Origin of the sequence: Paenibacillus algorifonticola, assembly GCF_000971975.1 — a bacterium.
GTDB lineage: Bacteria > Bacillota > Bacilli > Paenibacillales > Paenibacillaceae > Pristimantibacillus > Pristimantibacillus algorifonticola.
In genome coordinates this window covers 49,347-75,958 of the sequence record NZ_LAQO01000001.1, presented here as the reverse complement: position 1 = coordinate 75,958, position 26,612 = coordinate 49,347, and the positions used below count along the sequence as shown (strand labels likewise).

23 protein-coding genes and 2 pseudogenes are annotated in these 26,612 nt (G+C 48.5%); 17 read left to right on the top strand and 8 right to left on the bottom strand.

Going from position 1 to position 26,612, the window contains the following annotated elements; translation table 11 throughout:
• The first annotated feature begins 56 nt into the window (after positions 1-56).
• On the top strand, positions 57-1,733 hold the full coding sequence (locus tag WH37_RS07120; protein WP_052736858.1) for an extracellular solute-binding protein: 1,677 nt from the start codon (positions 57-59) through the stop codon (positions 1,731-1,733).
• A gap of 158 nt (positions 1,734-1,891) precedes the next feature.
• On the opposite strand, the gene WH37_RS37350 is transcribed toward WH37_RS07120, so the two are convergent.
• The 6 genes from WH37_RS37350 to WH37_RS07095 all read right to left on the bottom strand — a co-directional run bounded on the left by WH37_RS37350 (position 1,892) and on the right by WH37_RS07095 (position 4,077).
• A complete protein-coding gene (locus tag WH37_RS37350; RefSeq protein WP_414811821.1) occupies positions 1,892-2,026 on the bottom strand; it encodes a YjcZ family sporulation protein in 135 nt (44 codons plus the stop codon).
• Positions 2,027-2,228: 202 nt separating this feature from the next.
• On the bottom strand, positions 2,229-2,756 hold the full coding sequence (locus WH37_RS07115; protein WP_046229877.1) for a spore germination protein GerPE: 528 nt from the start codon (positions 2,754-2,756) through the stop codon (positions 2,229-2,231).
• Positions 2,753-2,968, bottom strand: coding sequence for a hypothetical protein (locus WH37_RS07110; protein WP_046229876.1), 216 nt, complete (start codon positions 2,966-2,968; stop codon positions 2,753-2,755). Before WH37_RS07110 ends, WH37_RS07115 begins: the two co-directional genes overlap by 4 nt.
• A complete protein-coding gene (gerPC, locus tag WH37_RS07105) occupies positions 2,961-3,620 on the bottom strand; it encodes a spore germination protein GerPC (RefSeq protein ID WP_046229875.1) in 660 nt (219 codons plus the stop codon). Before gerPC ends, WH37_RS07110 begins: the two co-directional genes overlap by 8 nt.
• A gap of 17 nt (positions 3,621-3,637) precedes the next feature.
• Entirely contained in the window at positions 3,638-3,841 is a 204-nt protein-coding gene (locus tag WH37_RS07100) for a spore germination protein GerPB (RefSeq protein ID WP_046229874.1), read from the bottom strand.
• Positions 3,838-4,077 (bottom strand): spore germination protein, encoded by a 240-nt coding sequence (locus tag WH37_RS07095; protein WP_046229873.1) that lies wholly within the window; start codon positions 4,075-4,077, stop codon positions 3,838-3,840. The genes WH37_RS07100 and WH37_RS07095 overlap by 4 nt, the downstream gene beginning before the upstream one ends.
• Before the next feature lie 159 nt (positions 4,078-4,236).
• Here WH37_RS07095 and WH37_RS07090 point away from each other — a divergent pair, with 159 nt between their 5' ends.
• From WH37_RS07090 to WH37_RS07040, 10 genes and pseudogenes are all read left to right on the top strand, one after another.
• Positions 4,237-4,665: an Hsp20/alpha crystallin family protein gene (locus WH37_RS07090; protein WP_046229872.1), complete on the top strand. Its 429-nt coding sequence runs from the start codon at positions 4,237-4,239 to the stop codon at positions 4,663-4,665.
• Between the two features lie 568 nt (positions 4,666-5,233).
• Entirely contained in the window at positions 5,234-5,656 is a 423-nt protein-coding gene (locus WH37_RS07085) for a DoxX family protein (protein ID WP_046229871.1), read from the top strand.
• Positions 5,657-5,730: 74 nt separating this feature from the next.
• On the top strand, positions 5,731-6,060 hold the full coding sequence (locus tag WH37_RS07080; protein ID WP_046229870.1) for an ArsR/SmtB family transcription factor: 330 nt from the start codon (positions 5,731-5,733) through the stop codon (positions 6,058-6,060).
• Entirely contained in the window at positions 6,057-6,479 is a 423-nt protein-coding gene (locus WH37_RS07075) for an SRPBCC family protein (RefSeq protein ID WP_046229869.1), read from the top strand. The genes WH37_RS07080 and WH37_RS07075 overlap by 4 nt, the downstream gene beginning before the upstream one ends.
• A 69-nt stretch (positions 6,480-6,548) precedes the next feature.
• Positions 6,549-7,142: pseudogene (locus WH37_RS07070) on the top strand (YdeI/OmpD-associated family protein).
• Positions 7,143-7,243: 101 nt separating this feature from the next.
• Positions 7,244-7,918, top strand: coding sequence for a response regulator transcription factor (locus WH37_RS07065; RefSeq protein WP_046229868.1), 675 nt, complete (start codon positions 7,244-7,246; stop codon positions 7,916-7,918).
• Complete coding sequence (locus WH37_RS07060; RefSeq protein ID WP_046229867.1) at positions 7,903-9,012, top strand: HAMP domain-containing sensor histidine kinase; 1,110 nt, start codon at positions 7,903-7,905, stop codon at positions 9,010-9,012. Before WH37_RS07065 ends, WH37_RS07060 begins: the two co-directional genes overlap by 16 nt.
• Positions 9,013-9,059: 47 nt before the next feature.
• The gene (locus tag WH37_RS07055) at positions 9,060-10,538 is read left to right on the top strand and encodes a serine hydrolase domain-containing protein (protein ID WP_046229866.1); all 1,479 of its coding nucleotides are present in this window, start codon (positions 9,060-9,062) and stop codon (positions 10,536-10,538) included.
• A gap of 374 nt (positions 10,539-10,912) precedes the next feature.
• Entirely contained in the window at positions 10,913-12,271 is a 1,359-nt protein-coding gene (locus tag WH37_RS07050; RefSeq protein ID WP_046229865.1) for an FAD-binding oxidoreductase, read from the top strand.
• A 284-nt stretch (positions 12,272-12,555) separates the two neighbouring features.
• Complete coding sequence (locus WH37_RS07040; protein ID WP_046229863.1) at positions 12,556-12,852, top strand: metallophosphoesterase; 297 nt, start codon at positions 12,556-12,558, stop codon at positions 12,850-12,852.
• Between the two features lie 170 nt (positions 12,853-13,022).
• On the opposite strand, the gene WH37_RS07035 is transcribed toward WH37_RS07040, so the two are convergent.
• On the bottom strand, positions 13,023-14,507 hold the full coding sequence (locus WH37_RS07035) for an Lsa family ABC-F type ribosomal protection protein (RefSeq protein ID WP_046229862.1): 1,485 nt from the start codon (positions 14,505-14,507) through the stop codon (positions 13,023-13,025).
• A gap of 411 nt (positions 14,508-14,918) precedes the next feature.
• The gene (locus WH37_RS07030) at positions 14,919-15,698 is read right to left on the bottom strand and encodes a copper amine oxidase N-terminal domain-containing protein (protein ID WP_046229861.1); all 780 of its coding nucleotides are present in this window, start codon (positions 15,696-15,698) and stop codon (positions 14,919-14,921) included.
• A gap of 345 nt (positions 15,699-16,043) precedes the next feature.
• Here WH37_RS07030 and WH37_RS33405 point away from each other — a divergent pair, with 345 nt between their 5' ends.
• The 6 genes and pseudogenes from WH37_RS33405 (at position 16,044) to WH37_RS07000 (ending at position 26,523) form a co-directional block, all read left to right on the top strand.
• Complete coding sequence (locus tag WH37_RS33405) at positions 16,044-19,148, top strand: pectinesterase (protein ID WP_177217901.1); 3,105 nt, start codon at positions 16,044-16,046, stop codon at positions 19,146-19,148.
• Positions 19,149-19,506: 358 nt separating this feature from the next.
• The gene (locus WH37_RS07020; RefSeq protein WP_046230284.1) at positions 19,507-20,409 is read left to right on the top strand and encodes an ABC transporter permease; all 903 of its coding nucleotides are present in this window, start codon (positions 19,507-19,509) and stop codon (positions 20,407-20,409) included.
• Positions 20,409-21,278, top strand: a complete 870-nt coding sequence (locus WH37_RS07015) for a carbohydrate ABC transporter permease (RefSeq protein WP_046229860.1) — start codon at positions 20,409-20,411, stop codon at positions 21,276-21,278. Before WH37_RS07020 ends, WH37_RS07015 begins: the two co-directional genes overlap by 1 nt.
• 89 nt (positions 21,279-21,367) lie before the next feature.
• Entirely contained in the window at positions 21,368-22,912 is a 1,545-nt protein-coding gene (locus WH37_RS07010) for an extracellular solute-binding protein (protein ID WP_046229859.1), read from the top strand.
• A gap of 53 nt (positions 22,913-22,965) precedes the next feature.
• Positions 22,966-24,325, top strand: a pseudogene (locus WH37_RS07005) (Gfo/Idh/MocA family protein).
• Positions 24,325-26,523 carry a glycoside hydrolase family 88/105 protein gene (locus tag WH37_RS07000; protein ID WP_046229858.1) on the top strand — a complete coding sequence of 733 codons (2,199 nt, stop codon included), beginning with the start codon at positions 24,325-24,327 and terminating at the stop codon, positions 26,521-26,523. Before WH37_RS07005 ends, WH37_RS07000 begins: the two are co-directional and overlap by 1 nt.
• Positions 26,524-26,612 lie beyond the last annotated feature (89 nt).

Genomic DNA, 26,612 nt, shown 5'->3' with positions numbered 1-26,612 from the left:
AATAGAGAAAGCAGCGGTTGAGCGAGCGGCAATCCAAGGGAAATGGAGGGGGAGCAATGAAAGCGAGAGTAGCTTTGCTTATAATGGCTGTGCTGCTGCTGGCCGGAGCTTGTACAGGCAATAATAGCCCAGCGCAGACGGCTGGCTTGCAAGGGGAAGCGCTGGCGGACAGCAGCGCGGAGCCACTCGCTTATGGAAGCATGCCAGAGCGGGTTAGCGTTCGGGTAGGGTTTAAAATTCCCGAATCCCGCTTGTCCGGCAGCGACACCAATGACAACAACCCCATTTCCCGCTATTTGGATCAATTGACGAATATACAGGTTGTTCATGCTTGGGAAGCGAAGGGCGACGATGCTTTTGAGCAAAAAATCAGCTTTGCCATTGCGAGCAACGACATGCCAGATGCAATGGTTGTTGACCGCGTCCAGCTGCGTAGGCTTATCGATAATGACATGATCCAGGACTTAACGGGTACGTATGCGGCATACAGCTCCAAGCTGGTACGCGATATTTATGCCTCATCGGGCGGCAAGGCGCTGGAAGAGGCTTCGCGTAATGGCAAGCTTTACGGCCTGCCAAATGTGGCGATTGAGATGGACGCAGTTACCCTTCTATGGGTACGCCAGGATTGGCTGGATCGTTTGGGGCTGGAGCCACCGAAGACGCTTCGCGATATTGGGGAGATCGCCCGTGCCTTCGTAGAGCGTGACCCTGATGGCGACGGCAAGGCGAATACCGTTGGTATAGCGGGTGACAAAATTGTCGTATTCGGACAGAAGCCGAATCCAAGCGGGTTTGATTCTATTTTTCAAGCGTTCCATGCCTTCCCGAAAAACTGGACGCAGGATGCTGACGGCAATGTCGTATACGGCTCGATTACACCGGAGAGCAAAGCTGCGCTCGGCCAGCTGGCAGCTTGGTACAAGCAGGGACTGATTGATAAACAGTTTGTGCTGTATAAGGAGTCGGAGGAGCCGATTGTGAACGGCAGGGCGGGGATGTTTTTTGGACCGTGGTGGATGCCTTATTGGCCGCTCTCAGAAGCAGTAGCTCAGGATACGAAAGCAGAGTGGCGCGCCTATGCGGCTCCGATGGATGCGAAGGGGGAGTATGTGACACATACCGCACCGGTAACGGATCGTTATCTCGTTGTTCGTAAAGGCTATGAGCATCCTGAGGCGGTCGTTAAGCTGCTGAATGTATTTACCCGTCTGGAGCGGCGGCTGGACCCGAACATTCAGGAAACCCAGTGGCTGGATGAATATGCATCCCAGTCCGGCGTGCAGCTGCGCCATTATTATCCGTTTGATCTGCTGCTCGATTATTCGGATGCGGTGGACAAGCGTTATGACAATTTACAGGGCGTGCTGGAAGGCAGGCTTGACCCCTCGACGCTTGATCCTGACTCTTACCAGCTGTATGAAATGACGGAGGCCGAGCATCAGAACCCGAAGAAAAATTTGGATGCGTGGAAGCCCGCAGCGGCTTATGAATATGGCGTCGGTGTCATCCGAAAAACGCCTATGATTAAAGTGAACAGTGTTTTCTACGGCTCCACACCAACGATGGGGGCGAAATGGGCCGCACTGGAGCAGCTGGAGAACGAGACCTATTTGAAAATAATTGTTGGCGATCAAAGCTTGGACAGCTTTGATGAATTCGTCAAGCAGTGGCGCATGCAGGGCGGGGATGAGATTACGAAGGAAATAGCGAAGCGTGTTGCAGAGCAATAGTAATCCATGCACAGCAATAACCGGCAGGGCCTCATGCCTCCTCCCGGTTATTGCTGTGTCTGTATCTGTCTACCCTTTTACTGCGAGTGCTGCTGGATCAAGCTGTTTTTGAAGCAAGCTGTTCCATTAAGCGCTAAAGTGCAATGGTGTGAATAGGCTTAGAAGCAGAAGGTACGCAAGATGATAACAAGTAAAATAAAGAGAACGAGAATAGTGCCCGTATTTGTAAAACAGCTTTTGGCACCCGCGATTGGACCACAACCTACGCTAGCGCCTGCTACAGGGTATCCCACGATTAACAACCTCCTGAATGTTTTGTTAGTGTGAAGCTTTCGTTCACATGGTTAATGTATGTCGGAGGCGTGAGGAAAAATTGGACGTTTGTACCGTCACATCCGCATTTCAGCTAATGCCTAGTTGAAAAAGCGGAAGCTTGGCAATGGCACTTTGCCTTGCGGATTATTCGTTCAGTACAGCTGCTGTCCATGCTTCCATTCACCTATACAGCGCAGGCTTGACCGGAGGAAGCGGGCAGCCGATGCCTGGTACTGGAATAGGGCGCTTGAACTGGCGAATATGTTTAATCCGCGCTTCGGCGATCGTTTCCATCGCATTCCCCGCTTGTACGCTCGCTGATGAGCCAATCGCAATAATATAAACGCAGCCAACCACGATACGTGGGCAATGATTGGTACGCTGGATATGGACGATGTCTTTAGCCGGGCCGTCAAAATCATCAAAGCCCGGAAACGACTGGGTGTATAAATCATAGGATTCAAAATAAACATCGCCTGCCTGCGCATGATCCATTTCCCGCTGCAGGGCAAGCGCGCGAAGCTTCGGCGTCGATTGTCCACGATCTCCGAGCTGAACGATTGCCGCCCCCGCGGCGCTGATAATCGTCAAGACGCCAACCTCAGCTGTACGAATAGGGTAATCGAGTGGATATGGTGGGCTAAAGGGAGAAGCTGTAAAACCAGTGCTGCTTTCATAAGAGGCATTCGGATTTCCGTTCAAGGTCATTCCGCGCCTTCTCCTTGAGCACTGCTGGCTCCACCCGGCTCTGGAAAAGGCGCGAGTGGACCAACGATTACCGATTCCGGTGGTGTATCAAAAATAGAATAAAGCGTGACATAGTCGCTATCTCCGATCTGAAAATGCGATGCGCTGGATACGCCGAGTATGTCAACTTTACCAACGCTCAAGCAATCATTGTGTACGACAAATTTAATCATTGGCTTCCCTTACGCCTCCGTTCTGTAATTGCTGCATATATTGAAGCATTGCCGCGTCGGCATCGCGAGCTGTTTTGGCGAACACCTCGGCTCTGATCTGCTGGGCAGCGGTTTCTTCACTAACCCCATCCTGGCGCGGCAGCGACCTTGCATAATATTGGATGCGAGCAGGCATTTGGCTGCGGATATCGGACAAAATGAGTCTGCGGTGATGGGGATCCAGCGGCATACAAAATTGCTTTTCCATCTGCATCAGCTTCTGCGCGCCCTCGTTGTCGATATACTGGTTCAAATCATTTTGTATCGGGGCATAGGGATCCGATGGCTGAGCTGCATCATTAGGAGGAGCGGGATAGACGAGCGGCTTGGATACGGCCATCTGTTCAATATCGCCATTCATATCCGGCGTGCCCTGTGGAGTCATGCCGATATTGAGCGTGCCTTCAAGCTTTTCTACCTTCAATTGGTCAAAATGGTACTGCAAATTTTCCACATTATAAGTAGGTTTCGCTTCAAGCTTTTTGAGCTGCTCGCAGATGGCCGCAAGCTGTCGCTCCAACGAAGCGATGCTTTCCTGCTGACATTGGAGCTGCTTTGCGACGTCAAGCGACCAGGCTTGCCATGGCGATAGCTGATTCGGCTGCTGCTGCATCGTTGAAACCTCCTGTCTTAGGTCGGATTGGGCAGCGGTACGAAGGAGAGTGGATTTTCTCCTCCCAGCTGGGCGGCTGGTCCCGTGAAGCCGCCCGTATTATACAGCTGGGACAAGGAGCGAATGGAGCCTGCGCTGCCAATTTGCAGGACAGAGCTGTTCGAGACGCTGTCCACGCGGAGCTGATGAATCGTAATCGTCTGATGAACGGTCCAATTCATACAATATTGACCCCGTTCGCTACTTCATTTTGCGTGCCGTCCTGCACGTCTGGATCCAGCGTATTCGTGGCACTTACGGCGTTGTTGGAATTCGTCAGGCTGCCGGTAAGGAAGGAGCCCGAGCCAGCATAGGTTTTGGAAGTGCTGGAGGGCGACATTTGCACAGCGTCGCCAAATTGGACGATGGAGCTGGAGCCGACGCTAACGATTTTCACGAAGCCGACTATTGCGGGCATAGCAAAGACCTCCTTGCTGCTAAGCGTATGGTTGTAATATCGTATGCGGCATTCGCCCAGAGGTTCCCTGCATTGCTTTGCCGCAGAAGCAGCTAAGAAGTATCCGCCCAGCCCGGCGGCGCATATAGTGGAGATAGGCCGGGAGGTGGGAGGTAAACGATGGATTCTAAATGGGATGAGCTCGAACGCTGGGTAGAAGGGCAGAAGCTGCCTAAAGGGTTTGATGTGCTGCGCGAGCCGGACTGGGTGGAGCAATTTGTGCGCAAAATGATGACCAAAGCGCTGCCTGAAGCTGCCGGAGCAATTGCGGAGCAGGCTTCGCCGTACTCTTTTTCCCAGAGCGAGCAATTTCTCATCGTCAAATACCCGCTTCCCGCACATGTGCGCTCGGAAGAGCTTCGTTTATGGGTAAAGGAAGACCGCTTGCGCGTTGAGGGGCTGCCAGGCAACCGGAAGGAAATGATCAAGCTGCCCGTAGGGGTGCGCCCCCGTGTGTGCAGGGCGATTGTGAAGGATGGGGAACTGCGTGTTAAGCTGCGCAAAAGGCCAGTGGGGCGGAAGTATTATGAGGCCGATATTCGGTGGTAGAGATGGGAAGGGGGGCTTAGCTCAGGTTGTAGAGCGCATCGCTGGCAGCGATGAGGTCAGGGGTTCGCCCGCGCAGACGGAACGGATGATGATGCTTCGAAGAATTATATCAAGTGTAGGAGCACGGCGTCTGAATCAACCGCTAAAAAGTCCTCGTCGACTAAGCTTCTTCAGCCGTTCAATTAAGATTCGGACATCCCAAGACGGACAGCGAGAAAGTACGAGCTGATATCCTCCTAGGCTCCAACCAAACAAAAACCTTGTAGCACCGGGATTTCCCGGTGCTTTTTGATCTTCTATTAGACGCTGACCTGCCAAAAATACTGCCGTGGTCACCGTGCTAATCATGCAGTCCTGACACCAGACAAAACTTAGACATGATCATTAGCTTCGGTAATTTTCGTATGGAGGCTTTTTAACATGTTGAGTTTAAAAATGTTGTTGACACGACACCAAAAGGTGTCCTATAATCAAATCGACACCAAATAGTGTCTGATTAGCAGTTAGTCATTTGGAAAACTTGGAATCTAAATAAGTTTCACTTAAAACAATTATGAGGAGGGAACAAATGAGTAAGATTATCGGTGCGGAAATAACCGCGAAAGTAGAAACCCAGCCCAGAGGTAAAATGATTGCTTATTGGACAGTCACCTTATTACTTGCAGCAGCTGTTATGTTAAGTGGTATCGGGCAATTGATGCAATATGGGGGAAACCTCGAGTTAGTGACGAATCTTGGTTCCCCCTTATACGTCTTGACTATTCTCGGGATTTGGAAAGTGCTTGGAGCGATCGCTCTCGTCGTGCCAGGCTTTCCTCGGCTTAAAGAATGGGCTCACGCTGGCATCTTCTTTTTAATGACTGGTGCGGCTTTCTCTCATGCATTTGCTGACGATTATGGTGATAGCGGGTTTCATATTATCCTTCCGCTTTCATATGCTGCACTCAATATAGCCGGGTGGGCGCTACGTCCTAAGAGCCGCAGGCTTTAAGGACGTGGTGAAATTAACGGCTGTCCCTTCGTTCAATCTACTCCAGAAAATAATAATTTTGGAGGGAGACTGCTATGAGTGAGAACAACCAGTTGCGGGATGTGTTTGACGCGATTGCAGATCCGACTAGGCGCCGATTGATTCGTCTGTTAGCAGAGGCAGAGGAGGTACCGCTTCATGAATTAACGGAACAGTTTCAAATGGGCCGTACAGCGGTATCCAAGCATTTGACAATCCTTAAAGAAGCTGGGCTGGTACTTGACCGAAAAGTCGGTAGAGAAACCCGATTTAGGCTAAATGCCGCGCCGCTCAGAGAAATTCAAGATTGGGTGGCTTTCTATAGCAAGTTCTGGAGTATGAATATGTTGCGTTTGAACCAACTATTAGAGGAGGAAGAAGAATGAATTTAACATTATCCTTGGATTATCAGTACACGACATCGATCGAGAAGCTTTGGTTCGCCTTAACCGATTCAAGCAAGCTATCCAAGTGGGTGGCCAATATTCACACTGGTCAAGCGATGAAAAATGATTTTAAGCCTGTCGTCGGACATCGGTTTCAGTTTCGCACGCAGCCGACAGAATGGTGGGATGGAATTATTGATGGCGAAGTGCTTGTCGTGGACGCGCCAAACCGGGTGTCCTATACTTGGGCCAGCGGAGAAGAGAAGCACACGATCACCTGGACGCTGCAGGATTTAGGCGACGGAAAGGTTAACCTTCATCTCGAACAAACCGGAATCTCAAATGCTCAAGCACTGGGTGGAGCTAAGTATGGATGGAGTAAATGGTGCGGCGAGCTTGATAAGGTGTTGGAACAATAACCGCATTCGCAAGTTGACCGGGTTAACGAAAATCTATAATGACTATTAGCCGATGAGGAGTGTTCCTTTATGACAACAAGCAGAATGAATGCTAAGGTTGACGGATTTTTAAGAAAGGCTAAAAATTGGAAGGAATAATTCGAAGAGTTGAGAAAAATCGTTCTTGACTGCGAGCTGACCGAAGATTTTAAGTGGATGCATCCTTGTTACACGTTTCAAGGCAAAAACATTGTTTTAATACATGGGTTTAAAGACTACTGCGCGCTTCTTTTTCACAAAGGCGCTTTGTTAAAAGATCCCCATGGGATTCTAGTCCAACAAACGGAGAATGTACAGGCGGCGCGCCAAATTCGGTTCACCAGTGTTCAAGAAATAGAAGAGAAGCAGCTAATCTTGAAAGCTTACTTAGATGAAGCCATTGAAGTTGAAAAAGCCGGCTTGCAAGTGGACTATAAAAAGAATACAGAATACATCATTCCTGAAGAATTGCAAAATAAATTCGTTGAAATCCCTGACTTGAAAACGGCTTTTGAAGCATTGACGCCGGGACGGCAAAGAGCGTACATTTTTCATTTTTCTGAACCCAAACAATCCAAAACTCGAGAGTCAAGGGTTGAAAAATATTTGCCGCATATTCTAGATGGAAAGGGATTAAATGATTAATCTAAGCTCCAACATAAACAAAGCTCACCGCGCTTGGGATTCCAAGCGTTTTTTGCTATGCTCAATAGAGTTGATTTGAAATGAGGAAGTAGTGAAAATCTATGAAAAAAATACTCATAATAGATGATGAAGCCGATCTTCGAAAACTGCTGACGGATTACTTTGAAATGAATGGATATTTCGTTATGACGGCGAAGAACGGTTACGAGGCGTTGCGGCGAATTGAAAATCTACCGGACCTTGTTTTGCTGGATATCAATATGCCTGAACTGAATGGTCTTGAATTATGCAGAAAAATCCGAAGTTTTGTATCCTGTCCCATTTTATTTCTAACTGCTCGCGTCGAGGATGGGGACAAAATATTAGGTTTTCAAGGGGGGGGAGACGATTATATTGTCAAGCCGTTCAGTATCCATGAATTGGGCGCAAGGGTAGAGGCGCATTTACGCAGGGAAATGAGAAATCAAAATAAAACATCCATAATGCTTAGTGAAAATTTGGTCATTGATTATTCAGCTCGTGCGCTTTACTTTCATGGCGTGCAAATTACTCTGGCAAAAAAAGAGTTTGATATTATAGAGCTTTTATCGATGAATCCCGGAATGGTATTTGATAAAGAGCGTATTTTTGAAAAAGTATGGGGGATAGACAATGAAGGCAACAGCAACGTGATAGCGGAACATATCCGGCGAATCCGTTTCAAATTGAAAGAGCATGGCTGCGAAAACAAGATAGATACCGTCTGGGGAGTAGGTTACAAATGGCGAAAATCATAGACTGGCTGCGACTGAAGCATATGACCTTGCTGCAATCATTCATCTTTTTATGCTGTCTTACGCTAATCACCGTTCTGGCTGTCATCACGTTGGAGTTTGAATGGGCGGAAAGCATCCGGCTGCGGTTTGCTAACCATTCTTCCGTAATCGATTGGGTATTGCCTTCACTCGTTACGATGGTACTCTTAACGGTTGCCGTCGGGATAGTCCTGATGGCCGTCCTTTTTTATAGATGGAAATTGAAAAAGCCGCTTGAAATACTGATGAAGGCATCGGAGAGAATCTCGGCAAACGATTTGGGGTTTCATATTTCTTATGATGGCAAGGATGAAATGGGCGAGCTATGCCGAGTATTTGAAAACATGCGCGGTCAATTGGAAAAAAATTATAAAGCTCTTTGGCGATCAGTTGAGGAACGCCAACAACTCAACGCTATTTTTGCCCATGACCTGAGAACGCCGCTAGCTGTCCTAAAAGGATATTCCGATTTTCTGACCACCTATTTGCCCGCAAAGAAGATATCCGAGGAAAAGCTTCTGGATATGGTTCAAACGATGAAGGTCCATATTGTGCGTCTTGAAAACTACACCGAAGCCATGAATTCGATTCAGAAGTTGGAGGACATGCCGGTGAATAGCCGTGAGACAGGAATGGATCATCTGATCTCCTTACTGAATGACAGCGCCAGACAAATTACCGGACAATGCGCCAAGGGGTTCGACTCGTCCATTGATGCGGAGTCAAACAAAATAGCTGTTGATATCCATTTGGTTATGCAGGTTTTTGAAAATTTGATAGCGAATGCAGCGCTTTATGCTTCCAGCCATGTAAGCGTTGATTATCGCTTCTGTAAGGGCTTTTTTACCATCACCGTCACGGATGACGGCGTCGGCTTTTCCGATGAGGCGCTTCAAAAGGCTATGCTTCCTTTTTATCGCGGAGAAATTGGGGATGCAAATGCGCATCATGGATTGGGACTTTATATTTGCAAAGCACTGTGTGAAAAGCATGAGGGGCGTCTGCATGTAGCAAACGGATCCGATGGTGGTGGAAAAGTAACAGCAAGTTTCTTTGCCGGGTTGATAAATAGTTGAAAATTATGCATTAGCATTTCCTTATCAAAGGAATAAGGAGTGCTAAAATGATAGTCTTGCAAAAGAAATTATTATTATGCTTGAGTTGCTTGCTGATGATCTTGTCATTCTTTGCTGCACCAGTGTCCGCTATCGAAGTCCGAAATAAGGAAGAAATACTCAAAAAAATTGATGACTATGTCATAAAAAACATGAAAGTCAATCATATTAAGGGCACGTCTGTTGCAATAGTCAATAACGATGATGTGTTTTATGCACAAGGTTACGGTGCATTTTCAGATGGTCGGGGAATAACCGGCAGTACCCCCTTTCCTGTTGCTTCATTAAGCAAGTCATTTACGGCGCTAGCCGTTCTGCAGTTGGTGGAACAAGGACTCGTCGACCTTGACGCGCCATACGCATCATACTTTCCAGACCTCTTACCAGAGGATCAGCGTATCCGGGACATTACGGTCCGGCATTTGCTGAATCAGACAAGCGGTCTTAATGACAAAGTAGAGCCCGACATGACACGTTCCCCTCAATATCAGTCGTTGAAAGAGATTAATAGATCATTGAACACGGTTAAGCTTGCCAATGATCCTGGAAAAGCATATAGCTACCACAATCCTAATTATCAATATTTGGCCCTTCTTGTGGAGAAAGTAAGCGGACAGAGCTTCTCCGCTTATCTGGAAAAAAATGTGTTTGAGCCCCTGGGGATGAGCGATACCTTCAACGTCAGTAACACACGGCAAATTATGGAGAACCCTGCCATACCGTGGGGGCATTATCTATTGTTTGGCTATCCAGTAAGCAAGGCTGAACCCTCTTGGTTTATTGATGGTCCTGCTGGTATTGTTTCAACTGCAGAAGACATGGCAAAATGGATGCTTGCTCAATATGATACCCGTCTTCTTGCACCGGAGCTTATGGAGCAATTTCATACAGCCGGGCAGAGCGGCCCTTATGGAATGGGGTGGCTTGCAGAAGAGGATGAACATGGGGGCCGAACGATTTCCCATAGTGGAATTTTTTGGACGTATAAGGCGGAAGAAACGATATATTTGGATCAGCAGCTTGGCATCGCAGTGATGTTTGATTCCGGTTTAAATGTTTTTGTCAATTATTCAGCTTTTGTTGACGGGATTGCACGGATTATAAAGGGAGAGAAAGCTGAAACTTCTATCTTTAACGACAGAAACATGGAGACGGTTATGATGCTGCTGGTAATTGGAACGACCCTTTGGGGAGGCTATGCGATCTTTCGTATCCATAGGAGCAAGAAAAGCATAACAGCTGGAAAATTGATTATTTCATCGGTCGGGAGACTGCTTCCTGTCTTGATTCTTCTATTTCTGCCACCGCTAGTTACATTTATTGGTGCTGGGCGAGTGGTGCCTTGGTTTGGATTATGGACCACCATGTCATCTCTGATCATATGGCTTGCTGTATTATCGCTGGTAAATATAACGAATCTGGTATGCCGTTACCGCTTGTATTTCTGGACTATGAAGAGGGGGCAAAATAACGGTGTTGGGCAGTGAAACTAACCACAGCGATGAGGTCAAGGGTGAGGTCTTCTAGGCCACCTAGGCTCCATACTAAAGGAACGTCACCACATAACGTGGTGGCGTTTTTTGTATAAAATGCCAGGGGGGCGAACCCGGGGGTTCAGTCCGTGCGGACGAAATGAAGTGAGATGGCTTCGAAATAATACTTCTAAATGGAGAAGTATGGCGCCTGAATCTATCGCCCCTCAGGCTCCACTAAATAAGACATGTCGAAGGAATAGAACATAATTTCGATAAAATTTATTTCAGTACATTGGCCCATTCCCTACACGAATGTCCTTCATACGATATATGGTGCCTTATGTTGAATTACAGTGTAATCATTTGCTCAAAGGGAGTTGTGATTATTGAAATCAAAAACGAAGCTTACCGGGCGAGTTATCTTTAAAGGCGATCCGGGTTATGAAGCAGCACGTAAAAATTGGGACCCCCATACGGACAAATTTCCTAAAGTGTTTGTTTTTGCTCAAAGAACACGAGATGTGGCCAACGCAATAAAATGGGCCCGAGAAAATAAGGTACCCATTCGACCAAGAAGTGGAAGACATTCTCTGGAAGTTAATCTTTCACAGGTCAACGGCGGAATTGTCATCGATGTAAGTAATATGAAAAAAATCAAATTAAATAAAAAATGTGGAACGGCTGTCGTCGAGACGGGCAATAGAGTGGGAAGAATCGCAAACACGCTTGCACGGCAAGGTTTTATAGCTCCCTTCGGTGACAGCCCTACTGTTGGGATCGGCGGAATCACACTCGGTGGGGGAATCGGGCCGCTCCAACGGTCGATTGGCCTCATCAGCGATAATCTTCTTGAACTTGAAATGGTTGACGCGAAGGGAAGAGTGATTCGTGCCAACAAAAAGTGCAACTCTGATCTGCTATGGGCCTCCCGTGGGGGTGGGGGTGGCAACTTTGGCGTATACACCAAATACAAATTTAAAGTGCATCGCGCTCCAGCCAAGGCTACCGTATATCGCATCACTTGGCCCTGGCATCAATTCGAAGCGGTACTCAAAGCCTGGCAAAAATGGGCGCCTTTCGTCAATAACAAACTAGGCAGCGAATTATCCATCGGCCCGAAAAAGGGCGGCAATGTCTCCATGGAAGGGCTGTTCCTCGGATCAAAAACGGAGGCCCTCCGCCTATTAAAGCCCGTTACGAGCGTCGGAACGCCCACAAGCAAAATCATCCGGTTGCTGCCGTACACGGAAGCGGTAAAATTTCTATTGCCTCCCGATCCGGTACTGACGCAAAGGTACAGTAACCAGTTCTCTTCCGGTTTCGGAAGGAAGCCGTTCCCCAATCAGGCAATTAAGTCCATGCGCAAATTTTTAGAAAACGTAGAAGGGGAGTTCGCAGGATTCTTTTTTCTCAACTGGGGCGGGGCTGTAAGCCGTAAATCACCTCGATCAACGGCATTTTACTGGCGTAAAGCGAAATTTTATGTCGAGTGGAACAGCTCCTGGATTAAGAAATCCGAGGCCGCTAAAAATATTGCCATCGTTCGCAAGACACGCCGGAAGCTGCAGCCCTTTATCGTAGGGTCCTATATAAACGTTCCTGACCAAGGAATAAAAAATTCCGGGAAGGTATACTATGGAGCGAACTATCCTAGATTGCGGAGAATAAAAGCTAAATATGATCCTAAAAATGTGTTTAGAAATCCCCAAAGTATTACTCCGGCTCGCAGAGCAACGGTTAAGTAACTATTTTTCCAGTTAGCTCAGTCATTTTTTTATATGGTTAAAAACTCCTTCGTTGTAGGTATGTAGGCAACGAAGGAGACCCAATATATGTGGTACATACACGCCGTAAGCTCATGTTGGATGGACGAGCTTGTGGGAGCCAACCAGTGCCTGTTGTTCGAGGAAAACGCATTTTATTTGTACTATTATCTAAAAAAAGTCCAAGCCCTCTCTTTCGTCACAGCCTCAAGAACCATGCTTGCTAGACCTTTTGGATCTACTGTTGCAACCTTTCAATTTATTAAATGATAATTAGCGATATCCACGGTTGTTACCGCGAGTTTATAGAACTCTTGGAAAAAGTCGATTATCGTTCAGTAAAAGATAGATTGATTCTTCTGGGGGATTATGTAAGTAGAGGGCCGGAAAGCAAAGAGGTTGTTGACCTAGTCATGCATTTAGTCCAAGAGCAGGGGGCAATTGCATTGCAAGGCAACCATGACCATCGTTTTGTTAGGGTGATAGAGAATCGGGCGAGTGAAAAAGGTGAAAAAGAACAAGAGCCGCGCAAGCTAATTAAAATTGATGCTGTAGATCAGTAAATTCGCTACTATCTGTGAAAGTTAAGTTATTCATCCCATATTTAAAAGGAATTTCCCCTCAGGCTGTAAAATGGCTTGAAGGAAAATTCCTTTTTTATATTTATGGATCCTGAGTCATTTGAAAAGCTTGCGCGCGTCATCAGCATGAAAGGGTACATGGTAAAAAATGGCTAGCCTTTCAATTCCACGACCTTGGTCGCGACATGCTTGCAAAACTCGCTGTCATGCTCTACAAAAAGTATCGTTGGCGCATGTTCTAGCAGCAGCTCTTCGATTTGCATCCGGGAAATGACATCGATAAAATTGAGCGGCTCATCCCAAATATGCAGATGAACGTGCTCGCAAAGGCTTTTCGCGATCAGCACCTTCTTCTTTTGGCCGCCGCTGAAGGAGGCCATGTCCTTTTCGAATTGCACACGAGAAAAATCAAGCTTCCTTAAAATCGCTTTAAACAGGCTTTCGTCGATCCCTTGGCTGTCGGCGTAAGCTGACAAATGGCCTCGCAAATGTGCGGTGTCCTGCGAGACGTAGGAGATTTTCAGCTGGCTTCCTTTACGGTACGTCCCGGAGAAGGGGATTTCCTCGCCATAAATCAGCTTAAGGAGGCTTGATTTTCCGGAGCCGTTCGGACCGGCAAGCGCAATGCGATCCCCTTGCTCGATGGTGAAGCTGACGTCGCGGCAAACGGTCTTTTCGCCGTACTGAATCGAGACGCGATCCAACTCGACTAGCTGGGACTTGTGATAAGCCAATTGCGAAATCTTGAGACTTTCTGAGCTTTCGACATTTTTCAGGAGCTGGGATCTTTCGTCGATCGCCGATTGCTGCCTATGCTCAAGCGACTTGGACCGCTTCATCATTTTCGCAGCCTTATGACCGATATACCCTTTGTCGACCTTGGAGCCGGAATTACGGGTGCCGTTTTTCGTTTTCTCCACTTCATGCGACCAGTTGCTCGTTCGTTTTGCCGCTTCGTTCAGCCGTTTGACGTCCTTACGCAGCTTTTCGTTCTCGGCCATCTCAAAGTGGTCCTGGCGTTGTTTATTTTCCCACCAATCAGAAAAATTTCCTTTCTGAATTTCGATGCTGGACTTGTTGATCGACAGGATATGGTCCACGCAGTTGTCAAGAAAAGCCCGATCATGAGACACCAGAATAAAGCTGCTCTTGGATTTCAGATAATCGCTGACTAGCTTCCTGGCATGTATATCCAGATGGTTCGTCGGCTCATCGATGAGCAGGAAACTGTTCTCTTTGAGAAACAAGGCGGCTAGCTGCACTTTCGTTTGCTCCCCGTTCGATAAAGTATCGAAGGGCCTGTATAAAACATCCTCCGACACCTTTAGCAGGGAAAGCTCGCGAAGGAGCTCCCAATGCTGATAGTCCGGGCATATGTTGTCAACGATATCCAGCGTATTGTTTTCCTTATTTTCAATATGGAATGGAAAATATTCAAAGCTGACATCGGCAGAAATGGTTCCATTGTATTCATAGTTGCCGAGCAGCAGGTTAAGAAACGTCGTTTTTCCCCGGCCATTCCTTCCCGTAAAGCCCAATTTCCAGTCGGTATCGATTTGAAAGCTAACATGATCGAAAATGTTATCGTAGCTGCCTTCATAGGCAAACGTCAGGTTCGTCACTTTAATTAATGACATGACAAATTCCCCCTTTTGAAAAATAAAAAAGAGCTACAAGAAAGTTACCCTTCTTGTAGCTCAAAAAATACAGCAAATTCAGCCCAACGCGGGCTAAATAAGCCTATATATTTGAGTGAAAAGAATAAGTAACTTTCTTGCACGCAAAGAACAAAACCCGATGTTTTATTCTTCAAACGTTCAGCAAGAAATATTACATTATTCTCTTCAACTCCTATCGTTAAGTTTAGTGAATTTTAACATACCCTTTGTTTGGTTGCAACCTTACAGCAGGAGTTTGGCGGTAACTCTAAGAGTGGAGTCGCGCTGGTTCTCGTACGAAAGAGAGATGCATAGGCACTCCATGATTCGTTTCGTACAGGAATATAAGGCTCCTGAAAAGGTTACTAATCAGCTAAAGGGCTTAGATAATCAAGCTTCCGTATTTTTATCGATGATAATTGCGCTGGAGGTTTCTTTATCCCATGTTACATTGGTGTTCAGTGCTTCGCTAAGAAACCTTAGTGGTACAAAAACTCTGTTGCTTTTAACTTTACCGGCAACGTCAAGCGTGACGGCTTTCCCATTAATCGTAGCGATTTTACTGCCTAGCGTCAGTTTGACCACGATACCGTCACGCGTAACGGTCACCGTTTTCGAAACATTATCATAAGTAACTATGGCGTCCAGCGACTCGGAGATTGCGCGAAACGGAACAAATGTGCGTCCGCTCTCAACAACGGGAGATACTTCAGTACCTAGCGTTTTGCCATTTACATAAACCTTCACACTTTTGTTGCCGAGCTTTATTTTTATCTTACTAAGTTTCTTATATTCTTCAATATTGGTAGGATCCTGCGAGACAATCTCGGCTTGCACTTCTTCTGCAGCTTTTAGTTCTCCATCCTTCTCCAATGTATTGACCAGTGTAGCTAAACTAGTATCGGCATTCACATCAATGTTATATTTTGTTTTAAGCAGCTCGGCAATTCGAACGCCTGCGGGTTTATCTTTGACGTTTCCATACGCATTTTGAAGACCTTTCGAGCCATCGTTCTTTCCGTCGCCGTAAACGGAATCGCTCACAGTAGCACCTTTTGCTTCGACTTTAATAGTTGCTTCGTTTTTGCCTTGATTTCCAGGTGCGGCAAAAGCAGTGGTTGCCATTAGGCTAAGTGAGACTACACCAGCCAAAATTACTGATTTTTTCATTTTATTACCTCCGTGAGTATGTAGTGTGTGCAACAACTAAAACTATTCGGAGGGCATAAAGCTTTTTTGAGGGTACACTGAAATATTTAGAACCTACCGATCGCCGCTGGAGTATACAATTTCTTCAACTCCAATGAATTATCGGAATTGTGCATTCGGTGGAAGATGTATCAATTGAGCCACTTCTTCACTAGGGTTATGATGACCTTGACTATAAGAAGAGGAGGCGGGAGTAGTAATATAGACCCGGAACCATTTTAAGCTTCGGGAAAAGGAATGGTTAGGGGAGGATAGTCAAACAACATTTTGAAAGCGGTTACATTAATAACTTTGCGGAGGTGTAAGATGAAGAGGTTTTTGGCACAAATGCTTTGTATTGTTCTGTGTTTTGCTTTATTCCCGCTCCAGAATCCCGCAGTAAAAGCGGCAAGTTCCGTACTGCCGGCATTTCCAGGAGCAGAAGGTTTCGGATATGCTGCCTTAGGGGGGCGCGGCGGCGAGGTTTATCATGTCACAAGCCATGAGCTTACAGGTCCAGGAACATTCTATGATGCGCTTACGACAGCGGGGGACACGCCTCGCACCATCGTATTTGATATATCGGGAGAAATCACCACCCCCCAGATTATATTGAAAAATAAGTCCAATATCACCATAGCGGGGCAGACTGCGCCGGGAGACGGCGTAACCATCCGGTCTAACAATATTCGGTTCTATGACTGCAGCGATATCATTATTAGGTATTTGACCTTTCGAATGGGTGAACTAAGCGTTAAAGATGATGCTATGTATTTTGAAGACTGTCAGAATGTGATCATCGATCACTCTTCGTTTTCATGGGCGACGGATGAAGTCTTGTCCATAAAAAGCAAGAATTACGATAATCCCAGATCCAAAAACATAACGGTTCAGTGGTCAATTATATCGGAGGCTCTTCTTACCCATTCTATGGGTGGGCTGATTGAAATGAATACCATCACCATGCATCATAATCTCTATGCTCATAATAACGACAGAAATCCCAAAACGAAAGGACAGATGGACTTTGTCAACAACGTCGTATACAACTGGGGCCAGTTTCCGTATGTGGCTGGCGGGGAATCCGGTACCAAGGGGTTCGGAAATGTCGTGGGGAACTATTTTATAGCAGGGATTAACTCTGTAGACCCCCAATACGCTATTGTACGCGGAAACGAGAACTACAAGCTGTATCTCCATAACAATCTAATCGACAGCAATAAAAACGGTATTCTGGACGGTACAGATACGGGGGCGGGCATGATAGAGGTTGACAGGCCTAGTATTATGGTTCCAGAGCGGTTTGAATACCCTCTCGTCCATACGGAATTACCGGAAGCTGCATACCATCATGTTTTGAACCATTCCGGGTCGTCTCTGGCAAGGGATGCGGTTGATCAGCGGATTGTTGATGATGTAAGGAACCAGACCGGAGCGATTATTGGACATGAGAATGATGTAGGCGGGTATCCTGTATTGAAAAAAGAAACAGCCCCAGCCGATACGGACCGGGACGGCATACCCGACGCCTGGGAACAAGCAAAAGGATTGAATCCGAATGATTCGAGCGACGGAAACGGTGACAGCAATGGAGATGGATATACCCATCTGGAAGATTATTTGAACGAGCTGGCGATTTCCGGCTTCCCTGCGAATTATCCCTTAACCCCGGCAGCGTGGTCCGGTCCGCCGTTCATACCGCCGGCAGAACCGAAACCAACGCCTGTTCCAACGCCAATAGCCAGTATGGACGGGAAATGGGTCAGAAATGTCTTCATTAACGATAATAGTAAAAACGGGAGCGTAAATGCGTCAAAATGGTCGGTTCAGCACAATTTTCAGCCAGGAGACGTGGAGTACGGAGATAGAGCGACCGGCTCCAAAATTTACAAGCTCGTAACCATTCCGGATGCGCTGATAGGCATGGAATGGATTAGGGCGGCGATGGAATCTAGAAGCGCTACAAGCAGTGACCTGCTTTCCTTCTATCTGGTTGCCGATGCAGAGGTATATGTGGTTTACGATACGAGGATTCCTGAGATTCCTGCATGGTTATCCGTCTATGAGGAAACGGGCGAGACTATATCAGATGATCAACCGGTGCAGTATCGACTATACAAAAAGTTTTATTCTGCTGGGTCTTTGGTAACGATGGGGGCGAATGGCAGCACTTCGAAAGGCAGCTATTATGTTGTCCTTAAGCCGACAAAGCCGCAAACAGAACCTCCAGCCGGCGGTCCTTCCAGGTTTACGGCAGCTTTCGCATCAGGCGACTCTGTTTCACTTAATTGGTCGCCGGCGAGTGACGCAGCCTCTTATCTCATTTATCGTTCCTCTTCTATAAACGATGTATTTAAAGCAGTTGCCAGCTCCGCAACGGCAGGGTATGAGGATACGGCCATCGTTCAAGGGATTACCTATCAATATAAAGTATCAGCCTTGAATGCCGGAGGTGAATCTCCATATTCCGATATTGCGGAAGTAGTTACTTTTGATCCCGCGCAGCCGGTACCGCCTGTGCCTACGGGGTTAACCGTTTCAATGGCAAAGAGCATGAGCGTGGAGCTTGGCTGGACAGCGGCGGACGATCCAACAAGCTACAACATATACAGAGCAGCAGCACCGGAAGGCCCTTACCATAAGATTGGCAGTTCGTTAACGGCTGAATACACCGATAAGACGGTGAGTCCTTCCTCCGCCTATTACTATAAGGTATCGACGGTAGGGATTGGCGGCGAGTCAGGCCAGTCAAGCAGCGTAAGTGCCGCGACTAGGCAACCCGTGCTCCTTCCGCAAGCACCTTCAGGCATTTTAGCAGGTTCAGTTACGACCTCCGCTTTCGAAATGCAATGGCATCCGGTAGACGGGGCTGAACGTTACAACCTTTACAGAAAAGGGAATAGCGAAAATGCTTATGCCCAGATAGGCAGCACCGAGTCGGCCGGCTTTCTCGACAAGGGCATTAATGTAACGGAGACGGGCTACAGCTACAAAATATCGGCAGTGAACGAAATGGGAGAGTCGGCACAAAGCGATGCGCTTACTATTGCAGTGCCCGTACCCTGCGCTTCTTCCGATCTGATTACGGGGTTGGTGGGCCAATCATTCGTCGGGCTCATCTGGGCAGCCCGTGGGGATGCAACCCAATACAACATTTATAGGGAATCCGTTGGCGAGAGTGTATACAATCCCGGTTCGGCCAAGGTAGGTGCTTATTATGACCGTACGGTAAAGCCAGGTGTCGAATACACCTATTACATCGTAGCCCAAAACGCCAGCGGAAAATCAGAAAAGTCCAATACCGTGAAGGTTAGGACACTCGGGACGCCCGCAGTATCGGATAACACTTTAAGGAAAGCGTGGCATGATTCATCTTCTTGCGAATACGACCTGATCGGAAGCAGCAGTCCTGCTTTACAGTGTAAACAATAAGTAAACAGGTAACCAATGAACAAGCTAGAAAAAAGGATGTCAACAAACCAATCCGCCACAGCATCAACAAATCCGCTGAAGCCTTGCTGCTGCGGCTTTTTTTCATGCCGGAGGAAGCGCATCTGAACGGTGGGGCAGCCGCATTTGTTCATCAACCTATCGCGGTCTGAGTGCGCTATTCGTCCAATTTGGGCGAGATCGCGGATTTGTGTGTGCCATGTTGAATTGATCAATTGTTTATACTGCACTTGAACAGGTAAGATGGCGTTACAAGAAGCGAAGGAGGTTCACGATGGCAAATACGCAGGATCATTTGGAGCCTGGCTCCACTCGCGTATCGACTGGGAGATTCAACTTGATGGAGAATCGTTATCTCGTTAATATGCGAAAGTATTGGATGCTTTACGTCATGATACTGCCTGGCATCATCTATTATCTCGTATTTAAATATTTACCGCTGGCCGGCAGCGTGATCGCGTTTCAAGACTATCAGATTTTTAAAGGCATACTGTCAAGCTCGTGGGTTGGGCTCGACAACTTCAAATTTATTTTCACGTATGAAGACTTCTATTTAGTATTAAGGAATACGGCGACAATCGCCCTTTATCAGCTTGTTTTTGGGTTCCCGGCACCGATTATCTTAGCTCTTCTCTTTAATGAAGTCAGGTTGATGCTTGCCAAACGGGTTATGCAAAGTTTATTCTATCTTCCGCACTTTCTATCCTGGGTCGTCGTTGGGGGCATCGTATTCGAATTGCTGTCGAGTCAGGGCGTCTTCAATATGATGCGCGGATGGTTCGGGCAGGAAACGATTCTGTTCATGCAGGAGCAGCAATATTTTCGAGCTATCGTCGTTATCTCCGGCATTTGGAAGGATGTGGGCTGGGGAACGATTATCTACTTGGCCGCGATCGCAGGCATTAATCCAAGCTTATATGAAGCGGCTGTGATGGACGGGGCAAATCGGTGGAAGCAGACGATCCATATTACGCTGCCTACCATGTTCCCGACGATACTGGTACTGTTCCTATTAAATATTGGGAATTTCTTGGAGCTTGGCTTTGATCAGATTTATAATTTATTGACGCCGATGACGTATTCGGTCGGTGATATCATCGAGACGTACGTATACCGGGCAGGCGTGCTGCAAGGGCAGTACAGCGTCACGACAGCGATCGGATTATTCCAGTCGGTCATCGGATTCGTGTTATTGTGGATATTTAACCGCATGGCTCGAAAAACAGAACAGGGGTTGTGGTGATGAGAAAGACAACAGGAGATCAACTATTCCAGTTTTTCAATTACGCGTTTCTAATTGCTGCGGCTGCCACAATGCTGCTTCCGCTCCTTCAACTGCTGGCCGTTTCCTTCAGCTCGCCGATCGCGGCGGATTCCAAGCAGGTGTTTCTGCTCCCTGTTGAATTCACGACGGCATCCTGGTCGCATATTTTGCAGAACACTGGACTGTGGAGGTCGTTCGGTATCACCGTTTATATAACGGTGGCCGGAACTTTGCTGAGCATGCTGTTCTCGGTGCTGACGGCTTATCCGTTATCGCACAAGCAATTTCTCATCCGCAAGCCGATCATGCTCGGTATTATCATTACCATGATCTTCAATGCGCCGATGATCCCGTTTTTTCTAACGGTGCGCGAGCTGGGCATGATGAACTCGCTATGGTCGCTCATTTTTCCGGGGGTGATCGGGACGTTCAACATGATCATTATCCGTACCTTCTTTACAGGTATTCCGAAAGAGCTTGATGATTCCGCACGGATCGACGGCTGCAATGAGGCCGGCATCTTATTCCGAATCTATATGCCGCTCTCGAAGCCGGTGATTGCCACCGTAAGCCTGTTTTATGCGGTAGGCTATTGGAATACCTTCCAGCGGGCGGTGCTGTTCATCCGCGATCCGGAGAAATGGCCGCTGCAAACGAAGCTTCGCGCTTATTTGACCTCTCCGGAGGAGCTTGCCGCAGTCAATCTGGTTCTGGGTGACTACGATTTCAATACGACAACGTTGAAAGCGGCTACAATTTTATTCGCTACGATCCCGATTGTGCTCGTATATCCTTATTTGCAAAAATATTTTGTGAAAGGCTCTATGCTGGGCTCCTTGAAAGAATAATGGGTTTTATGGCGGAAGAAAAAGAGGTATGAAGCCGAATTTCCGGCTTGATATATAGCATGAATTACATTAAAAGGGGAACTGAACACATGATGAAACATGTTTTTGGAAAGTCGGCCAGAGTATCCGCTTTGGTATCGCTGCTGGTCGTTTCGATTCTCTCTGGCTGCACGGGCAACGGAGAGAAGCCTGCAGCTTCCGTGAATGACGCGGAGAAGAACATGCCCGTTACGGTGAAAGTATTCAAAAGCCATATGGGCGTAGGAACCATTCCGGGCAAAGATAATGAGCATGTGAAATATGTGGAGGAGAAGACGGGTGTCGTATACGAACTGATGACGACGGCACCAGGCTCGGAGCCAACGGAATTTCTGAATTTGATGATTGCGTCCGATGACCTGCCGGACATTCTCCGTCCGATTGGGGGCATCGAGCAGACGTTAATCAAGCAAGGCGGCGCTTTGGCGCTCGATGATTTGCTGCCGAAGTACGCACCTAATGTATGGAAGAACATTCCGGAAGAAGCATGGGATATCGTACGGTCAGCTTCCCCGGACGGCCATATTTATTATGTGCCTAAGGTGTTTCTCGTACCCGAGCGGGCGCCGATGATCCGTCAGGACTGGCTGGACAAGGTGGGATTGTCTGTGCCGAAAACAACAGAGGAGTATAAAGAGGTTCTGCGGGCATTCCGGGACAAGGACCCGAACGGCAATGGCAAAGCGGATGAGCTGCCTACCTCGGGACGCGAGTTTGGCAAGTGGATGGACCACCTGTTCGGCATGTATGGTGTCGCGATGTGGGAAGGCGTACCGGAATGGGATATCTACGAAGGAGAGATTCAATACGCCGGCGTTACGAAAAATATGAAGGCTGCTATCGCCTATATTCGTGAGTTATATGAAGAGAAGCTGTTAGACAATGAGACATTTCTGAACAAAGGTGATGTTTGGCAGGCCAAAATCAACAATAACCTGGTCGGCAGCTGGTATCACCTTCCGGCCAACCTCCGCGAACGCTATACTGCGATGCTCAAAGGAGCACCGGATGCTTACGTAGTCGGCATGCCGGTACCTAAGGCCGAAGGTTTTGAAGGCTTTGTGACGCAGAAGAGCATGGGCGAGCCGGAGTGGATGATCCCGACTGCCGCAAAGGATAAAGCCGAATATTCCCTTAAGCTGCTCGATTTCTTCTATGACCAAAGCAACGATGAATTTATTCGCTTTGGCATCGAGGGGCAGCAGCATGAAGTCGTAAACGGCAAGAAGGTCATATTGCCGCCAGAGGACAGCCGACCTATCGCGCTTGGGATGCGCAATCTGACGACCAAGGAAGACATGGATGTAAGGATCAAGGAGACGATCCCGGAAGACATGCAGAAGATGGTGCAGGATGTCTTCGCGGTCAGCACGTCCGATGCGCGTCGAATCGCCGGCGACGGATTGCCGAATACGGTGTACGAAGGCTTCCCGGATATCCAATCTCATAAACTTTTCCAAGAATATCTGACGAAAATCGTCATTGGCGAATGGCCAATAGAGAAATTTGAAGAGTTCGTGGACCGTTGGAATAAAGCTGGAGGCGAGGCCGTCACCAAGCGCGTCCAAGAATGGTATGCCAAAGTGAAGGAATAAGCGGTATGCGGAAGTCTTCATGATCGCGTAAATGCTAGAAAGGATTGGATCAGATGAGAAAACGATACGCAATTTGCGGTGTGAGCGGACGTGCGCTGGGCATGTTCGCCAAGCCTATCCTGACCACTTTCGCTGGAGGCTGCGAGATTTTTCGGCCTGCTTGACCGCGATCCCATGCGCTTTGAGCTGTACCGTTCGAGATATCCGGAGCATGCCGACATAAGAAGCTACGGCGAGAACGAGTTTGATCGAATGGTCGCTGAAACGAAGCCTGACGTGATTATCGTCGCAGGCCGCGACGACACGCATGCACAGTACCTGATTGCCGCTCTAAAGCATGATCTTGATGCCATTACGGAGAAACCAATGGTGACGACGGGAGAAGACAGCAGGCGAGTTATCGAAGCAGAGAAGGCGAGCAAGGGCTCGGTTATCGTGACCTTCAATTACCGCTATGCCCCGATTCATACGAAGATCAAGGAGATTGTGCAGGAAGGGAAGCTTGGCAGAATAACGTCGATTGACTTGAACTGGTACTTGGATACGTATCACGGCTCGAGCTACTTCAAAAGGTGGAACCGGGAACGTAAATTGTCGGGCGGTTTGTCCGTGCACAAGAGCACGCATCATTTCGATTTGGTCAACTGGTGGATTGATCAGAGGCCGGTAGAAGTGTTCGCATTTGGCGCTTTGAATTATTATGGCGCCGAAGGCGAGGCGAATCCGAAGAAGGAGGACGGCAGATTTTGCAGCACCTGCGCTCATACCGAGGACTGCTCGTATTACTCGCGGTGGAATGCCCGCAGCCGGAATCTTAAAGTGCCGGATGATCATCTTGGGTCTCTTGATGCAGGGAAGACATCGGCGTTTCCCTATTCGGATTACCGTCCGGACCGCTGCATTTTCGATTCGGAAATAGAAATTGAAGATACGTACGCCGCGACCGTGAAATACAGCGGCGGCGCGCTGCTCAGTTATTCCGTCAACTTCTCGCTGCCTTATGAAGGCTATCGGCTGGCCATTAACGGGACGAAAGGAAGGCTCGAGACGGTGGAATATCATATGCCTGGCAGAACGCCTTTCCCTACCCCTGTCCAAACGATCGACTACTTTCCGTTGTTCGGCTCAAAGGAAACGATACATGTCGTGCACCGGGAAGGCGGACATGGCGGGGGCGATCCGCTGCTGCTGGAAGACTTATTCATGGGCGAGGACTGTAGACGGCCGTTCCGAATCTTATCGGGCGCGGTTGACGGCGCTTATTCGGTGGCGACGGGCGAAGCGGTCTGGCGCTCGGTAAAGGAGCATCGCCTAGTTACGATCGAGGAAGTGCTGGAAAGCGGTACCGGCAGCTCTGGCAGCGTATCGCAGGAACGTCAAAAGAGCCTAAACGGCCAGAGAGGCGGAGTGTAATGGCAGCTAACCTAAGCGGGTATATCGATTCGATGGAAAGTATGGCCGCGCAGACGGAGGGCGGAAGCATCCCGCATGTGCTTAAGGTTATCGCGCAGCGGTATATCGGCGATAATCCGCCCCATGGCCCTGTGTATCGGGTGACTCGGGCCAGCGCTGTCCGCAAGAGAGCGGACCACTTATATGAATTTCCGCTGAGAAGCATGTTTAAGGAAATGGAAGCAGGCCTGCGGGTTTACGCTTGGGCAAAGCTCTGGATCGATCAGCCGCAGGAGTTCATCTTCCATCTTCGCTGCTACGGGCAAGTGAAGCTGCATCACAATGGGAATCAGCGCTTTGGCTCGTCACCGGAGGAGGAGGAGATGACCGAAGCGGACCCGACCTCAGCCGTGCCGCCGATAAAGCTAAAGATAAATCTGCTGCGGGGATGGAATCACTTTGTTCTGGAGCTGGGGGTGGGACCGGAAGGAAACTGCGGAGCAGCATTCGGAACAGGCAGCCGCAAGAATAAGCCTTTTCACTTTCTGGCTCCGTCCGATGAACGGGACGGCGAGGAAGGCTGGATCTTTACGGCGCCGTCGGCCCATCCGCTGAATCGCATCCCGGGCACGAATCAGACGGAAGCAGCTACTGGAGCGGAATGGCTGCCTGCACGAGAAGAGGGGAAAGGGCGGTTGGATCTTTTATATGGCATGCGGCCCGGCTATTCCGCTTATGCATGGACGACGATCGCCAACCGTACCGCCTCGAAGCAGCAAGTCACGATCTCAGGAACCGCATTCGGTCCATTACGGTTTATATGGCAGGGAAAAGAAGTATACGCGGTACAAGAATCGGGAGACTTCTCCCTCGAACTGGGTGCAGACCCGGGGAGCGGCGACCTAATCGCCCATTGCCGATGCGATGGGCAAGGATGGGGCTTTCAGCTTGGGGACATTGCAGCGCCTAACGTTGAACTGGTTCTCGGGCGGCGCGTGCATGGCTATAAAGGCGAATGGCTGCTGCTGGGTCCGCTCTCACCGGAAGCGAATATGGATCCGGCCGATTATCTGGCACCGGGCAAGGTGTCGGCCGACCGCTGCACGAACGTTTTCTGGACGACGGATCAGCCGGGAGCGCATGTGCGCCCATTTCTCGAAAATGAGCTTTACGGCCGTTGGAATTATCCGCTTGGCGTCACGCTGTCCGGGCTGCTGGGTTCAAGCCGGCTGCTGCAGCGCGAAGATCTGGCGAATTACGTTGCGGGCCATGTCGAGTTCGCGACTTCAACTTATGCCTACTCGCTGTGGGACCGCGAGCGCTTCGGAGCAGCGGGCTTAAACAACCAGCTGTCGCATATCGATAGTCTTGATGACTGCGGCTCCTTTGGGGCGCTAGCCATTATGGCAGAACAACTCCGTTCGATTGAAGGCTCGCGCGCGGTGGCGGATGATATTGCCCATTACATTATGAACGTGCAGGACCGCATGGAAGACGGCGCGCTATATCGCAAAGTCGGCGTCTCGCCGAGTATGCATAACACGATGTGGTGCGACGATATGTACATGAGCGTTCCTTTCCTGTGCAGGTATGCCGAGCTTTCCGGCGATGCGGGCTATATGGGTGAAGCCGCCAGGCAGCTTCTGCTTTATAAGAAGTATTTGTACATGGCGGATCGGCAGATCATGTCTCATGTGTATGATGTTCGCAATAGCAAGCCGTCTGGGACGGTCTGGGGCAGGGGTAACGGCTGGGTGTTTTTCTCGCTGGCCGTACTGCTCGAAGTATTGCCAAGGACGCATGAGAGCTATCCGTCCATACTCGCTTTTTACCGGGAATTGGCCGAAGGATACCGCAGGCTGCAGGGCAAGCATGGCCTGTGGCATCAAGTATTGGTCGATGCGGAGTCATATGAGGAATCCTCGTGCACCTCGATGTTCATTTACGGCTTTGCGCTCGGGATTCGCCATAGCTGGCTCGAGAATCCGGAGCCGTACATCAGGGCGGCGCTGACTGGCTGGCAGGGATTATGCGAGCGGGCCATCGACAAACAAGGGAATCTGTACGGGGTTTGCAAAGGCTCCAGCTGGTCATATTCCCATGCTTACTATAAGCATGATTTAGGCTGGAATTTGAATGATACGCATGGCATCGGCATCGTACTGCTTGCCGGCATTGAAACGCAGCGAATGAAAGAATGGTTAATAGAGAAGGCTTGAGCGGCTGTGGAGTGTGAGTAAGAAGATCGGGCTGAGTATGTTGCGAGAGCAGGATCACGTTATAATAGAAGGATCCTCGGCATAAGGTG

What these genes read in the sequence shown, in the direction of transcription:
- WH37_RS07120 (WP_052736858.1), top strand. Translation starts at nt 57, where the DNA reads ATGAAAGCGAGAGTAGCTTTGCTTATAATGGCTGTGCTGCTGCTGGCC.
- WH37_RS07115 (WP_046229877.1), bottom strand. Translation starts at nt 2,756, where the DNA reads ATGACCTTGAACGGAAATCCGAATGCCTCTTATGAAAGCAGCACTGGT.
- WH37_RS07110 (WP_046229876.1), bottom strand. Translation starts at nt 2,968, where the DNA reads ATGATTAAATTTGTCGTACACAATGATTGCTTGAGCGTTGGTAAAGTT.
- gerPC (WP_046229875.1), bottom strand. Translation starts at nt 3,620, where the DNA reads ATGCAGCAGCAGCCGAATCAGCTATCGCCATGGCAAGCCTGGTCGCTT.
- WH37_RS07100 (WP_046229874.1), bottom strand. Translation starts at nt 3,841, where the DNA reads ATGAATTGGACCGTTCATCAGACGATTACGATTCATCAGCTCCGCGTG.
- WH37_RS07095 (WP_046229873.1), bottom strand. Translation starts at nt 4,077, where the DNA reads ATGCCCGCAATAGTCGGCTTCGTGAAAATCGTTAGCGTCGGCTCCAGC.
- WH37_RS07090 (WP_046229872.1), top strand. Translation starts at nt 4,237, where the DNA reads ATGGATTCTAAATGGGATGAGCTCGAACGCTGGGTAGAAGGGCAGAAG.
- WH37_RS07085 (WP_046229871.1), top strand. Translation starts at nt 5,234, where the DNA reads ATGAGTAAGATTATCGGTGCGGAAATAACCGCGAAAGTAGAAACCCAG.
- WH37_RS07080 (WP_046229870.1), top strand. Translation starts at nt 5,731, where the DNA reads ATGAGTGAGAACAACCAGTTGCGGGATGTGTTTGACGCGATTGCAGAT.
- WH37_RS07075 (WP_046229869.1), top strand. Translation starts at nt 6,057, where the DNA reads ATGAATTTAACATTATCCTTGGATTATCAGTACACGACATCGATCGAG.
- WH37_RS07065 (WP_046229868.1), top strand. Translation starts at nt 7,244, where the DNA reads ATGAAAAAAATACTCATAATAGATGATGAAGCCGATCTTCGAAAACTG.
- WH37_RS07060 (WP_046229867.1), top strand. Translation starts at nt 7,903, where the DNA reads ATGGCGAAAATCATAGACTGGCTGCGACTGAAGCATATGACCTTGCTG.
- WH37_RS07055 (WP_046229866.1), top strand. Translation starts at nt 9,060, where the DNA reads ATGATAGTCTTGCAAAAGAAATTATTATTATGCTTGAGTTGCTTGCTG.
- WH37_RS07040 (WP_046229863.1), top strand. Translation starts at nt 12,556, where the DNA reads ATGATAATTAGCGATATCCACGGTTGTTACCGCGAGTTTATAGAACTC.
- WH37_RS07035 (WP_046229862.1), bottom strand. Translation starts at nt 14,507, where the DNA reads ATGTCATTAATTAAAGTGACGAACCTGACGTTTGCCTATGAAGGCAGC.
- WH37_RS07030 (WP_046229861.1), bottom strand. Translation starts at nt 15,698, where the DNA reads ATGAAAAAATCAGTAATTTTGGCTGGTGTAGTCTCACTTAGCCTAATG.
- WH37_RS33405 (WP_177217901.1), top strand. Translation starts at nt 16,044, where the DNA reads ATGAAGAGGTTTTTGGCACAAATGCTTTGTATTGTTCTGTGTTTTGCT.
- WH37_RS07020 (WP_046230284.1), top strand. Translation starts at nt 19,507, where the DNA reads ATGGAGAATCGTTATCTCGTTAATATGCGAAAGTATTGGATGCTTTAC.
- WH37_RS07015 (WP_046229860.1), top strand. Translation starts at nt 20,409, where the DNA reads ATGAGAAAGACAACAGGAGATCAACTATTCCAGTTTTTCAATTACGCG.
- WH37_RS07010 (WP_046229859.1), top strand. Translation starts at nt 21,368, where the DNA reads ATGATGAAACATGTTTTTGGAAAGTCGGCCAGAGTATCCGCTTTGGTA.
- WH37_RS07000 (WP_046229858.1), top strand. Translation starts at nt 24,325, where the DNA reads ATGGCAGCTAACCTAAGCGGGTATATCGATTCGATGGAAAGTATGGCC.